Source organism: Thermocrinis sp. (genome assembly GCF_036781485.1).
In the GTDB taxonomy this organism is placed as follows: domain Bacteria; phylum Aquificota; class Aquificia; order Aquificales; family Aquificaceae; genus Thermocrinis.
In genome coordinates, this window is the sequence record NZ_DAIQAX010000003.1 from 25,806 (window position 1) to 37,076 (window position 11,271).

Here is an 11,271-nt window from a genome sequence, read left to right on the forward strand (position 1 = left end):
GCCACGCAAAGGCCAAGGGAAAAGTGCGCTCTGAACTTTTAGGCATTGAGATAGACCTTGAGGAGGTATTCTCCTGATGAGCCTTTTGACAAAAAAGACCATCAAAGACTACATGGAGCTTCCCGAGGGAGCACCTTACCAGCTCATCGAAGGAGAACTCATCATGAGCCCAGCGCCCGGATACAGTCATCAAAATACCTTAGGAAACCTTTTTGTCATCCTCAGGACAAGACTAAAAGATACCCAAGTTATTCTGTCCCCCATAGATGTATATCTTGACGAGGAGAATGCTTTTCAGCCAGATTTAGTGGTTGTTTTAAAAGACAGCAAAGCAAGGATAGAAGAAAGGGGCATATTTGGAGCACCCGATGTGGTGGTGGAGATCCTTTCTCCTTCCACTGCCTATTATGACCTTACAGAGAAAAAAGATGTTTATGAAAGGGTTGGTGTAAAGGAATATTGGATAGTGGATCCAAAGAGAAAAAGCTTTGAAATATACGCAAACTCAGAGGATGGCTTTAAGCTTATCTGCCACGCAAAGGCCAAGGGAAAAGTGCGCTCTGAACTTTTAGGCATTGAGATAGATCTGAAAGAAATATTTGGAGTGAAGGTTTAAAAAATGTCAAAGGAAGTGTTAAAGCAAATTCTTATAGATTTAGATACGTTTATTGCTCAGCATGCTATATATGTGTCCAAATTAGAAAGGGCTATTAAAAATAGGGACAATTTTACCCATAAAACCTGTCACGAGTGTGATTTTGGCGTAATATGGGATAGTAAAGTGGCTCCCATAAAAGATAGCTTTCCTGACAATATAAAGTCAATCGTAGATGAAATAGAAAGAATTCATTGCGAGTTTCACGAGATAAGCATGCAGATAGATCCAAAGAATTTTCAAACTTCAGATGAGGAAAAGATCAAAAAAATGAAAAAGTTAAGCAATTTACTATTTCAACAACTTTTAGCTTTAAAGAGGTTAACGAAGGAGGAGTAGCTATGCCACAGTATGCTTTGGTGATAGACCTAAACACCTGTGTAGGCTGTCATGCTTGTGCTACAAACTGCAAAGAGTGGAATACGCAGGCGTCTTTTGGACCCCTTTCGGACTTTGACCCATACGGCAAAAATCCCGAAGGGGTGTGGTATAACAGGATAATGAGCTATGAAGTGGGAGAGTTTCCAAACACTCAGGTTTTCCACCTTCCCAAGTCCTGTCTTCACTGTCAAAACGCTCCCTGTGTGCCCGTATGTCCCACCGGTGCAAGTTATAAGAGAGAACAGGATGGTATAGTGCTCGTTAATTACGATGATTGCATAGGTTGTAAGCTCTGCTCTTGGTCCTGTCCTTACGGCTGTAGAGAGTTTGACGAAGCAGATAAGGTAATGAAAAAATGCACCCTTTGTATAGACAGAATATACGATGAATCATTACCACCAGAGCACAGAAAACCCGCATGTGTTTTGACTTGTCCCGCAAAGGCAAGGTTCTTTGGAGATATAGAAGACCCCAACAGTGAAGCTTACAAAATGATCAAAGAACGCAACGGTTTTGTGCTATTCCCAGACATGGGAACCAATCCAGCTAATCATTATCTGCCAAGAACAGAGACTAAAATTCACGTAGATGAACACCTGTTAAAGCCCGAAAATCCTATGTTCCTTGAAGTGCTAAGAAGACACTACAAAGGAGGTTAAAAGATGCATCCAGCCCTATCTCTGATCTTTTTCTTCCTTACCGCAGGAACGTCCATAGGTCTTTTTACCTTTACCTACTTTATGGAGTTTCTCACGCTTTTTGGAAAGCAGACTGGCCTTCCAAAGCACATGGTCCTTATCTCAAACGTAATATCTCTGATCCTTATTGGACTTGGAGCCATAGGAGCAAGCTTTCACCTTGGACACAAACTAAGGGCATGGAAAGCAATAAAGAGGTTCAGAACCTCTTGGCTCTCCCGGGAAGCGGTCTTTAGTGGAACTTACGGATTTACACTCCTTATATTTGCTGTGCTTAGATTCTTTGATCAGACAGGTTTTTGGTATCACCTGTTTGGTGTGATAACCTTCATTCTTGGCTGGCTTAGTGCTTACTCTACCGCAATGATATACGCATCCAATAAGTTTGTTCCAGAGTGGAATACCTCCCTTTCCGTGCTCTACTATCTGAACATGTATTTAATGCTTGGCTCTTCTGCCTTTTTGTCTTTAACCTATTTCTACAGAAAAGAATTCGTTGGGACTTTCCTGTTTCTGACTGTGCTTTTCCTTGCCTTAGGTCTTGCCTTTAGATTGGCGTTCAACATAAGACAGTTTTACTTAGACAGACCTACCATAAACGAAGCACTGAACCTTCCCCACAACAGACCTATAAGAGTTTTGGACATAGGTACCACCACCGAAAACTACTGCACAAAGGAATTTTACTACAAAAAAGGAAAGGAACTTCTTCCCAGCGTCTTACCTGTAGCTTACATACTTACTTTCGTTGTCCCTCTGTTCCTTTTGCTTTACGCGTGGATATCCGGGAATCTAAACTATAACTTTATAAAATTTACTTTTCTATCCTTAATCGTGGGAAGTTTTCTGGAAAGATGGGCTTTCTTTGTAGAAGGAAACCACGTGCAAAACCTCTATTACGGTCTTTATCCTCAAGAAGGCTATTCCTTAAGAAAGGGCTTTATGGAAAGGAAGAGGACAAAAATCTCCTACAGATAAAACCGGGGGCAATGCCCCCTTCTTAGCCTATAAACTTACAGTTCTCTTCGTTTATGGTGGTATAGAGTGGTTTTACTCTGCCGCCTGGAGTGGTGTCCTCAAAGTCCCTTGGAACACCAAGCTCCTCTATGCAATGCACCAGATCGTGGTAAAACTCTGCCACCTTTACAAGTCCCGTTTCCTTTCCGACTTCGTTAAACATCCTTATTTTGTCAGTAGCTTTACCCTTCCCTCTTTCCACTATGGCACCCGCGTGTCCAAAGGACACACCTTCCAAACCTTCTTGAAATCTACCTGCTACAAAAGCTGCTACAGGTTTGTTCCATTTCCCCTCTTTGTATAGCCTTAGTATAGTTTCTGCGGCTTTTTCTTCGTAAGAGCCGCCCACTTCCCCTTGGATGATCACTCCTTTCACGTTTGGATCGTCCGCTATTTTTTCCAAAACGTCCGCAAAGGTGGTGCAGGAGATAACGTCCCCACCAAGAGCCAAAGCCATATAAACGCCCCAGCCTCTCCTCTTAAACATTTCTGCAGTTGTAGTGGTAAGACCGCCAGACTTTGACAGTATAACCAATCCACCAGGTGCGTAAGCTATGGATGGGTTCTTTCCACCTATGGCACCTATCCTTGCGGGAATACTTGGAACGATGCAACCCAAGGATGTGGGACCAACTATGATTACCCCTCTTTCTTTGGAGTAATGATAAAAATAAACTGTATCCCTTATGGGAACGTGTTCTGTGACTATGTATATAACCTTTATACCCGCATCTACGAGCTCTATTACCGCATCTTTAACGGAGGTAGGGGGGACATAAACAAGTCCAGTGTTTATTTCTGGGTGAGTTTTTAGAGCCTCGCTGACTGTGTTATAAACTGGCTTGCCTGCTACCTGAGAGCCTCCCTTTCCTGGAGTTACACCTGCAACAACAAAGCCCGGATAGAGAGCTTCCGATTCGCTAACTACCTGAGAGGCTTCCCTACCGGTTATGCCCATCACAAGTATTCTGCTTTTGTCGTTCAGATAAACTGTGCCTTTGGTCCAACTCATCTTTTACCTCCTTATATACCTAAGTCGCTTGCTTGTTCTTCTGTCAAAACTTCCCCTTCCTTTGATTGAGCTTGACACTTCTGCAAAAGCTCCTTTAGTCTTATGGGTGCCTCTGTTAAGGGTAAGGTGGAATCGTAGATCTCTCCTTTCACACCGCACTCTTTAAAAGCTTCGTATAACATTCTTAGTCCTTTCTCTGCCTCTGGACCATTCCTTCTGACAACCCAGATCCAGTTTGGATTGAGCTTTCCTTCTTTGTAAAGGTCCCTTATAGCATTTGCTACACCTTCACCCAAAGTAACGTCTATCCTCGTGTTGTTGGCCGTTCCACCGCATACCAGTACTCCCCTGATGCCAGGTTTGGAAAGGATTATCTTGGTGATTTTGTACATTTTTTCTGCGGGAGGGTTCCCTCCAATGTCTGTGAAGTTAGCGGGTCTTAGACCCACCGCATAGGTCGTTTCTATGGTAACGGTAGAACCTCCCCCGCCAAAGGTCATCATAGCAATATCTCCGTCCATCTCTACGTAGGAGCCTGCCTTTCCTCTGTGGTCATCCCTGTCTATGAGGGAAGCTTCTATTTCTCTTTGAGTGGGTGGTCTTTTCAGCGCAGTTCTCAAGCCGTATATTTTTGCAGGTGGCACAGAGGCATCGTCGTCTATTATAACCACCGCATCCAAAGCCAAAACTTTTTGCTTTCCTCCCACGTCGCATATGGCCAGTGGGTTTATTTCCAATAGCCTGGCTTCTACTTCCCAGAAAGCTTTCCACATGTTTGCTATTACTTCAGAAAGCTCCCTAAGGACACCCATAAACTCCTCTGGAAAGCCGAGCTCTAAAAGGTAGTTCCTTACCATGTGTGGATAGAGACCTTTTATAGGGTCTATAATCCAACTTTTAACCTTTTCCTGGGGAACTTCCTCTATGTCCATTCCCCCTTCCAAACTGAGCGTTAGAACAGGCGCCCTAACTTCAGTAGAGTAGGTTATTGATGCGTAAAGCTCTTTAAGTATGTTTGCCTTCTCGCTAACTATTACACCTACGGGCATTTCTCCATAGACAGGATACTTCAGAAGGGCTTCTACCGTCTCTATCCCATCCTGTGGTATTTTGCAAAGCTTTACCGCACCCGCTTTCCCCCTCTTCCCTACCAAAACTTGGGACTTTACCACACACTCCCCAAGTTGGTTTATGAACTCTACCACTTGGTCGTTTAGGTGGTCTGTGAATATGTAGCGGGGCGTGGGAATGCCATACTTTTTAAATATCTTTTCGTAAGCTTCATACTCGTAAAGGTTCATGCCTCACCTCCGAGAAAAAGGTATGATAAAAATTATACAGTTATTTGCTTGCTCTTTCTATGTTAGCTTTAATGAACTTTGCAGATTTTATAAGGGCATCCTTTGCAGCTAAATCGTCCGCAAATCTTCTTCTATCACTATCTCTGAAGTCAAACCCCCTGCCCACACCCGCAGCAACCTTATCTCTACTTAAAAGATAATCAAGAGCTTTTTTAGGCAAGTCTCTGTCCTTAGGATACTGTCTCATGGTTTGGTACGTTACCTCCATGTGAATTTAAAATATACCTCAGAATGAAAATTAAAAAACTTTCAGGTATTTTAGAAAGCTTAAAACTGCTACTTCTTGACGTGGACGGAGTGCTAACGGATGGAAAGCTTTATTACACAGAAAACGGAGAGGAAATCAAAGTGTTTGACGTGAGGGATGGACTTGGGATAAAGCTCCTTCAAAAGGCAGGTATTGAAGTGGGTGTTATATCCGGAAGGTCCTCAAAAGCTCTTATAAGGAGGTTAGAAGAATTGGATATAAGCGAGGTACATATCGGAAGAAACGATAAACTTAAAGTTTTGGAGCAAATATTGCAAAAAAAGGGTTTAGAGCCAAGAGAGATAGGATTTGTGGGTGACGATTATATGGACATTCCCGTTTTGAAGGTGGTTGGTTTTCCAGCTACTGTAAAAGACGCACCAAGGTTGGTAAAAAGGTATGCTATTTATGTATCAAAAAAGAGGGGTGGAGAGGGGGCAGTTAGAGAGATAGCGGAGCTAATTCTGAGGACAAAGGGAAAACTGAAAAAGGTACTGGAGGATTTCACTTGATAAAGATTATGCTACTGTCCCTTGCACTGATTTATGGATCGTATATGGCAAGTCTTTGGATAAAGAATCATCAGTTTATACCTTCCAAAAACGGAGAAGTAAGTATTTTGGAAGGGATAAACGTCAAGGTCTTTGGTAAAAATGGTGTGGAGTGGCATGTAGAAGGTAGCAGGGCAAAGATTGAAGACACCACACTACTCATAGAGCAAGTTAAATTCGAGTCTGATAAGGCCACGTTAACTGCGGACAAGGCGGTAATAGACAGACTCTCGGGTGAAGGACTTCTTGAAGGTAATATACTTCTGTATACAGAAGAAGGAACAATGAGCACCCAAAAGGCACAGGTAAAGCTAAGAGAAGGAATAGCATACGGAGACTCAGAGATTGTTTTAAAGGATAAAGCCCACACGATAAAAGGCAAGGGATGGCACCTTCAAGTTAAACCTTTAAAGGTTATAATTAAGAATGCTAAAGTAATAGTGCAATGAGGACCCTTATCATCTTAATGATAACATTTATTTTGGCTTACTCTCAACCCATCCTTGGCGAGGCAGACACTATAACCTACGAAAAAAACGTGATAATATACTCTGGCAACGTTAAGATAACCAAGGCTAACGAAATACTTACCGCAGATAAGGTAACCATACATCTGGATGAGAACAAAAAAGCCAGTTCGGCAGAAGCTGAGGGGAAAGTCTTTTATCAAGACGGTAAAAGAATAGCAAGGGCAGATAAGGCTTATTACGACTTTAAAAAAGAAATAATTAGGTTGGTGGGTAATGCAAAGGTTGAGGAGGGACCTAATTTTGTAGAAGCTGATGAGATCATCTACTACAGAACGGAGGGCAAAGCAGTAGCTATAGGTAAAGGCAAAAAAGTAAGAACATTCTACATAGAGGAGAAGAAATGAACAAAAGCCAGTTGATCAAAAAAATATCTAAAGAGCTAAACTTGGATACAACCAAAACAAAAGAGCTAATAGAATGCATTCTTGACAGTATTGTAGAGATGCTTATTGAAAATAAAAGAGTAGAGATGAGAAATTTTGGTGTTCTGAAGCTAAAAAAGCTAAAAGGCGCCTTTATTAAAAATCCTAAGAATGGTGTTGAGATGTTTGTTGGTGAAAGATATACGGTTAGATTTAAACCTTCTAAAAAGTTGATAGAGATGATCAATGAAGAAGATAAAGTGTGATGTACTGATAGTAGGTGGAGGACCTGCAGGTTCTACAGTTGCATACAAGTTAGCAAGAGGTGGTGCAAAGGTTCTAGTAGTGGATTTCAAAAGGGTTATAGGCTCTCCCGTGCAGTGTGCTGAATTTGTCCCTATACAACTTTATCACCAATTTAGTGAATTCTTTGATGAAGGGGTTATAGCTCAGAAAGTTAGTAAAATGGTCCACTTCACACCTTGGGGAGAAGTTGTATCTATGGACTCTCCAGGCTTTGTTCTAAATAGGGAGCGGTTTGATTACAAAATACACTCTTTAGCATCGGAGAATGGTGCTACCTATTTACTCAGAACTAAGTTCGTTTGTTTTGATGACAAAACGGCAGTTTTAGAAAACATTGACAGTAGAGAGAGAGTGTTGGTAGAGTTTAACCTTTTGGTGGGTGCGGATGGACCTCGTTCAAGAGTTGCAAAACTCTTAGGAAAACATACAAAACACTTTTTAACCACCGCACAGATAACTGCACCTCTGAAACATCCCACGGAGGATTTACTTATATTTTTCAGAAACTATATACCCGCTGGCTACGGGTGGCTGTTTCCAAAAAGCGATGTTGCTAACGTAGGAGTAGGTTTGGACCCTTCTTTTGGTATGAATGTGATGGAAGCTTTGAGAATATTTATTGGCGAACTTGTTCAAAATGGTTTTATTGAAGATAGAGCTTTAAAAAGAACTGGAGGATGGATACCTGCAGAGGGTCTTTTAGATGTGCTCAAGGGAAGGGTTATGCTGGTTGGTGACGCGGGCGGTTTTTGTCATCCTATAACAGGTGGGGGCATAGCCAACGCTGTTCTGTCTGGGAACATGTGTGCAGAGGCTATTTTGGACAATAGATTGGAAGATTTTGCAGAGTCTGCAGAGGACGTATTTGGAGAAACTTTAAGAAGGGCGAGCTTAAAAAGAAAAATTTACATGAAAGAGTGGAACAACCTGGAAGAAAGGATCCGAAAAACGTGGATAGCCTTTAAAGAATATTGGGAAGATTAACTTATTGAAAATGAAACTCATTTGATATATATTTTTGAACATGCAAACGCTTTTGAATGATCTTAAAAGGGAGTTTGAGAGGTTTTTAAAAAGTAAAGGAAATAAAATAACGAAGTCAAGGTTTGATATTATTGACATGATAGCAAGCTATGGGACGCATTTTGAAATAGAGGATTTGGTTAGGTGGATCTCTTCCCAAAATAAAAACATAGCCTCTCGCTCTACTATTTACAGAACGGTAAAGCTTTTACAGGACTTTGGTGTAGTGAGGGAAGTTATTAAACTGAATAATAGAACCATCTACGAATTTGTTGTGGGAAAACAGCATCACGAGCACCTAATATGCATAAACTGTGGAAAAATAATAGAGTTTTACAAACAAGAAATTGAGACATTGCAGGATCAAGTTTGCGAGGAGCATGGTTTTACTCCAGTAAATCATAGACTGGAGATATTTGGCATATGCAGTGAATGTAAGGGCAAGACTTATGAGAATAGAATGGAATAATCTTTGGTTAAAAACTACAAGACCTGAACATATCCAAAGAGAAAATGAAAGATTTGAAGAAGTTTTAAATAACTTTCTTGACAAAGAGGACACCACAAGGGCAAACTTTGCAGATGTGAATACTTTGATAGAAAAAGCTTCCCTAAAGTATGGTATTCCAAAAGAAATTATAAGCGCCATCATCCGTGTGGAAAGCGGTTTTAATCCAAAGGCATATAACAAAAATAAAGACGGAACAGAAGACAGGGGACTCATGCAGGTAAATTATCAACACAACTTAGCTTTAATGAAAGAATACGGGATTACAGATCCAGACCAACTGTATGATCCAGCCATAAATATAGAAATCGGGACAAGAATTCTCTATGAGAATTACAAAAGGTTTGGTAATTGGGTTATGGCTATAAAGGCATACAACGGTTTGAACGCGGACAATTGGGATTACGTAAAACGTGTCTTGATGAATGTAAAGCAGCTTAGTAGCTTTTCAGAAAAATAGTCTATAAATAAGGTTAAGTTTAATAACCCTGTCTTCTACACCACCTATGTTCTGGCTTCCAAAAATGCTCAGAGAAAGGTTGTCTTGACCAAAGAGCGCCCCTCCCATACCAACATGCATAAAAGAGCCTAAGGGTATAATCTGGGTAGGCAAACCTCAGCTTATAAGAAACTTGATTGTATGCATAAAGACCTTCTCCAAGCTTCTTTTTATCTTGAGAATAGAATTGACTGTATTCAGCAGAAGAGTAAAGGGATAAGCGATTGAAAGGATTAAAATTCAAGTTGAGCTTGGCATAATCTTTCATGCCACCAAGTGTTAAGTATAAAGATTCAATATTTTAACGCTGGGTGAGAAATTACCTAAGCACATGGCTTTTTCTGAAAAAGCTATAGCCTATAGCATAGGCATAAAGGTATGCCAAAAGCGTTATACCCTTCCTCCACCCACTGGCGTAATTGAAAACCTTTATCTGTGAGTTCACACCTTCCACAACCTGCCTTTTACTTTTGTTTTTCTTATTTTCACAAACTACTACATGCTCACAGCCCCTATAACCTTTATCCCCTATAACTTCAAAGGTTTCTACCAAAAACCTAAACCACTTGCTCTTTCTTTTACTTATCCTAAAAGACTTAACTTCGTGATAGCTCGCTGGATGAAACCATACGTCCATCACAATCCCATTTTCATCACACAAAACCATCACAAGCACTCCATAGTATAGCTCCTCAAACTCCTTGTAAAACCTCTTCAGTCTGTGCTTTATATAGAAGAACCATCTTTCTACCACATTCCTCTTTCCAAAAGTCTCATGTATCTACTTCATTGAAAGGTTGCTTACAGCACTTACATACCAGCGGTCCATGAGTCTATTCTGCCTTCTTCATCCACCGCAAGCCACAGATAATAGCTCTTACATAAACCCAAAAAGCAAACGTATATATCACTTGAAGCGCTCTTCCTACAGCATGGAACCATTCTCTTTATGCTTACCTTGTAATCTTTGCCACTTAAAAACTCTGTTAAGGATTTCCTCTATTGCTTTTAGTGTTTTGATCGGTTCAGCTTATAACCGCTAAAAGTTGACATCCTGGGTTCACTTATCCCTTTTGATGTTTGAGAAATAAACACTATCTTCTAAAGTGATTATCTTTAATCCCATGACACCTTCTGACAAGCTCGGAAGAGAGCTAAAAGACCTAAGGATATCTTTAACGGACAGATGTAATTTTAGGTGTAATTTTTGCATGCCTGGGGGACAAGAGTATGAGTTTTTCAAGAGGGAAGAGATACTCAGCTTTGAGGAGATAGCAAGGGTTGTGCGCATAGCAAAAAGGCTTGGAATAAAGAAGGTCAGACTTACTGGAGGTGAGCCTCTACTTAGGAGACATATAGATAAGCTTGTTAGTATAATAAGGGAAGAGGTGGAAGATATAGCACTTACCACCAACGGTTTTCTTTTGAAGGAGAAAATCAAAGACCTCTCCTTGGCTGGTCTGAAAAGAGTTACCGTAAGCCTCCCCTCTCTTAGAGATGACAGGCTATCCTACATAGTGGGGAAAGATGTAAAGGTAAGCCAGATTTTGGAGGGCATACAAAGAGCTGTTGAGGTTAGCGTTTTGGTAAAGGTCAATGTGTGCGTGGTTAAGGGTATCAATGAGGATGAAATCGTGGATTTTATAGAGTTCTTCAAGCCGCTGGGTATAGAGGTAAGGTTTATTGAGTTTATGGACGTGGGAAATCTTAACGGTTGGTCCTTGGAGAAGGTCTTTTCCGCAAGGGATATACTGCAAGCTATCTCAAACCGTTATAGGATCAAGCCTTTAGAAAAGGCTAAGAAGGGTGAAACTGCAGATAGGTTTTCTTTGGAGGATGGCTACGCCTTCGGCATAATAGCCCCTATAACTAAACCTTTTTGCGGTGATTGCAATCGCTTAAGATTGACAGCAGACGGAAAGCTTCTCACCTGTCTTTTTGCTTCCAATGGATACGATCTTAAAAAACTTCTCAGATCTGGAGTAGATGATGAACAAATAGAGAGTTTCATAAGGGCTATATGGGAAAGTAGAGTTGATAGGTATTCAGAAGAAAGACTTGAGCTGCTTAAGAAAGGTATAAAGCCTAAAAAGATTGAGATGTTTAAGATTGGGGGCTAAG

Annotated in this window: 16 protein-coding genes; 12 read left to right on the forward strand and 4 right to left on the reverse strand. The window is 40.9% G+C overall.

From position 1 onward, the window contains the following. The first annotated feature begins 76 nt into the window (after nucleotides 1-76). The 4 genes from V7P40_RS02570 to sreC are packed head-to-tail and all read left to right on the forward strand — an operon-like array spanning nucleotide 77 to nucleotide 2,712. The gene (locus tag V7P40_RS02570) at nucleotides 77-616 is read left to right on the forward strand and encodes a Uma2 family endonuclease (protein ID WP_333784410.1); all 540 of its coding nucleotides are present in this window, start codon (nucleotides 77-79) and stop codon (nucleotides 614-616) included. A gap of 3 nt (nucleotides 617-619) precedes the next feature. After that, nucleotides 620-994, forward strand: a complete 375-nt coding sequence (locus tag V7P40_RS02575) for a CZB domain-containing protein (RefSeq protein ID WP_333784411.1) — start codon at nucleotides 620-622, stop codon at nucleotides 992-994. 2 nt (nucleotides 995-996) lie between these two features. Further along, on the forward strand, nucleotides 997-1,695 hold the full coding sequence (gene sreB, locus V7P40_RS02580) for a sulfur reductase subunit SreB (RefSeq protein WP_333784412.1): 699 nt from the start codon (nucleotides 997-999) through the stop codon (nucleotides 1,693-1,695). 3 nt (nucleotides 1,696-1,698) lie between these two features. Next, the gene (gene sreC, locus V7P40_RS02585; protein ID WP_333784413.1) at nucleotides 1,699-2,712 is read left to right on the forward strand and encodes a sulfur reductase subunit SreC; all 1,014 of its coding nucleotides are present in this window, start codon (nucleotides 1,699-1,701) and stop codon (nucleotides 2,710-2,712) included. Nucleotides 2,713-2,734: 22 nt separating this feature from the next. On the opposite strand, the gene V7P40_RS02590 is transcribed toward sreC, so the two are convergent. Genes V7P40_RS02590 through V7P40_RS02600 form a run of 3 tightly spaced genes read right to left on the reverse strand, consistent with a single transcriptional unit; the run spans nucleotide 2,735 to nucleotide 5,311 of the window. After that, nucleotides 2,735-3,763 carry a CoA-binding protein gene (locus V7P40_RS02590; RefSeq protein WP_333784414.1) on the reverse strand — a complete coding sequence of 343 codons (1,029 nt, stop codon included), beginning with the start codon at nucleotides 3,761-3,763 and terminating at the stop codon, nucleotides 2,735-2,737. Between the two features lie 11 nt (nucleotides 3,764-3,774). Continuing rightward, nucleotides 3,775-5,064 (reverse strand): succinate--CoA ligase subunit beta, encoded by a 1,290-nt coding sequence (locus V7P40_RS02595; RefSeq protein ID WP_333784415.1) that lies wholly within the window; start codon nucleotides 5,062-5,064, stop codon nucleotides 3,775-3,777. 40 nt (nucleotides 5,065-5,104) lie between these two features. After that, nucleotides 5,105-5,311, reverse strand: coding sequence for a hypothetical protein (locus V7P40_RS02600; protein WP_333784416.1), 207 nt, complete (start codon nucleotides 5,309-5,311; stop codon nucleotides 5,105-5,107). A 44-nt stretch (nucleotides 5,312-5,355) separates the two neighbouring features. Between V7P40_RS02600 and V7P40_RS02605 the strand changes: the two genes are divergently transcribed. The 7 genes from V7P40_RS02605 to V7P40_RS02635 are packed head-to-tail and all read left to right on the forward strand — an operon-like array spanning nucleotide 5,356 to nucleotide 9,111. Next, nucleotides 5,356-5,883, forward strand: coding sequence for an HAD-IIIA family hydrolase (locus V7P40_RS02605; protein ID WP_333784417.1), 528 nt, complete (start codon nucleotides 5,356-5,358; stop codon nucleotides 5,881-5,883). Beyond that, a complete protein-coding gene (locus V7P40_RS02610) occupies nucleotides 5,880-6,371 on the forward strand; it encodes a hypothetical protein (RefSeq protein WP_333784418.1) in 492 nt (163 codons plus the stop codon). The genes V7P40_RS02605 and V7P40_RS02610 overlap by 4 nt, the downstream gene beginning before the upstream one ends. Nucleotides 6,372-6,388: 17 nt before the next feature. Continuing rightward, entirely contained in the window at nucleotides 6,389-6,796 is a 408-nt protein-coding gene (lptA, locus tag V7P40_RS02615; RefSeq protein ID WP_333784419.1) for a lipopolysaccharide transport periplasmic protein LptA, read from the forward strand. Further along, the gene (locus V7P40_RS02620; protein ID WP_333784420.1) at nucleotides 6,793-7,080 is read left to right on the forward strand and encodes an HU family DNA-binding protein; all 288 of its coding nucleotides are present in this window, start codon (nucleotides 6,793-6,795) and stop codon (nucleotides 7,078-7,080) included. Before lptA ends, V7P40_RS02620 begins: the two co-directional genes overlap by 4 nt. Further along, nucleotides 7,061-8,104 (forward strand): NAD(P)/FAD-dependent oxidoreductase, encoded by a 1,044-nt coding sequence (locus tag V7P40_RS02625; protein WP_333784421.1) that lies wholly within the window; start codon nucleotides 7,061-7,063, stop codon nucleotides 8,102-8,104. Before V7P40_RS02620 ends, V7P40_RS02625 begins: the two co-directional genes overlap by 20 nt. A 40-nt stretch (nucleotides 8,105-8,144) precedes the next feature. Further along, nucleotides 8,145-8,612 carry a Fur family transcriptional regulator gene (locus V7P40_RS02630; protein ID WP_333784523.1) on the forward strand — a complete coding sequence of 156 codons (468 nt, stop codon included), beginning with the start codon at nucleotides 8,145-8,147 and terminating at the stop codon, nucleotides 8,610-8,612. Further along, nucleotides 8,593-9,111, forward strand: a complete 519-nt coding sequence (locus V7P40_RS02635) for a lytic transglycosylase domain-containing protein (RefSeq protein ID WP_333784422.1) — start codon at nucleotides 8,593-8,595, stop codon at nucleotides 9,109-9,111. The genes V7P40_RS02630 and V7P40_RS02635 overlap by 20 nt, the downstream gene beginning before the upstream one ends. A 358-nt stretch (nucleotides 9,112-9,469) precedes the next feature. Here V7P40_RS02635 and V7P40_RS02640 read toward each other — a convergent pair whose 3' ends face one another. Beyond that, complete coding sequence (locus tag V7P40_RS02640) at nucleotides 9,470-9,904, reverse strand: hypothetical protein (protein ID WP_333784423.1); 435 nt, start codon at nucleotides 9,902-9,904, stop codon at nucleotides 9,470-9,472. Between the two features lie 370 nt (nucleotides 9,905-10,274). On the opposite strand from V7P40_RS02640, the gene moaA reads away from it, so the two are divergent. Beyond that, nucleotides 10,275-11,270, forward strand: coding sequence for a GTP 3',8-cyclase MoaA (gene moaA, locus V7P40_RS02645; protein WP_333784424.1), 996 nt, complete (start codon nucleotides 10,275-10,277; stop codon nucleotides 11,268-11,270). Nucleotide 11,271 lies beyond the last annotated feature (1 nt).

Bases quoted from the DNA above. Each gene is read 5' to 3' on its own strand.
- V7P40_RS02570 (WP_333784410.1), top strand. From the start codon at position 77: ATGAGCCTTTTGACAAAAAAGACCATCAAAGACTACATGGAGCTTCCC.
- V7P40_RS02575 (WP_333784411.1), top strand. From the start codon at position 620: ATGTCAAAGGAAGTGTTAAAGCAAATTCTTATAGATTTAGATACGTTT.
- sreB (WP_333784412.1), top strand. From the start codon at position 997: ATGCCACAGTATGCTTTGGTGATAGACCTAAACACCTGTGTAGGCTGT.
- sreC (WP_333784413.1), top strand. From the start codon at position 1,699: ATGCATCCAGCCCTATCTCTGATCTTTTTCTTCCTTACCGCAGGAACG.
- V7P40_RS02590 (WP_333784414.1), bottom strand. From the start codon at position 3,763: ATGAGTTGGACCAAAGGCACAGTTTATCTGAACGACAAAAGCAGAATA.
- V7P40_RS02595 (WP_333784415.1), bottom strand. From the start codon at position 5,064: ATGAACCTTTACGAGTATGAAGCTTACGAAAAGATATTTAAAAAGTAT.
- V7P40_RS02600 (WP_333784416.1), bottom strand. From the start codon at position 5,311: ATGAGACAGTATCCTAAGGACAGAGACTTGCCTAAAAAAGCTCTTGAT.
- V7P40_RS02605 (WP_333784417.1), top strand. From the start codon at position 5,356: ATGAAAATTAAAAAACTTTCAGGTATTTTAGAAAGCTTAAAACTGCTA.
- lptA (WP_333784419.1), top strand. From the start codon at position 6,389: ATGATAACATTTATTTTGGCTTACTCTCAACCCATCCTTGGCGAGGCA.
- V7P40_RS02620 (WP_333784420.1), top strand. From the start codon at position 6,793: ATGAACAAAAGCCAGTTGATCAAAAAAATATCTAAAGAGCTAAACTTG.
- V7P40_RS02625 (WP_333784421.1), top strand. From the start codon at position 7,061: ATGAAGAAGATAAAGTGTGATGTACTGATAGTAGGTGGAGGACCTGCA.
- V7P40_RS02630 (WP_333784523.1), top strand. From the start codon at position 8,145: ATGCAAACGCTTTTGAATGATCTTAAAAGGGAGTTTGAGAGGTTTTTA.
- V7P40_RS02635 (WP_333784422.1), top strand. From the start codon at position 8,593: ATGAGAATAGAATGGAATAATCTTTGGTTAAAAACTACAAGACCTGAA.
- moaA (WP_333784424.1), top strand. From the start codon at position 10,275: ATGACACCTTCTGACAAGCTCGGAAGAGAGCTAAAAGACCTAAGGATA.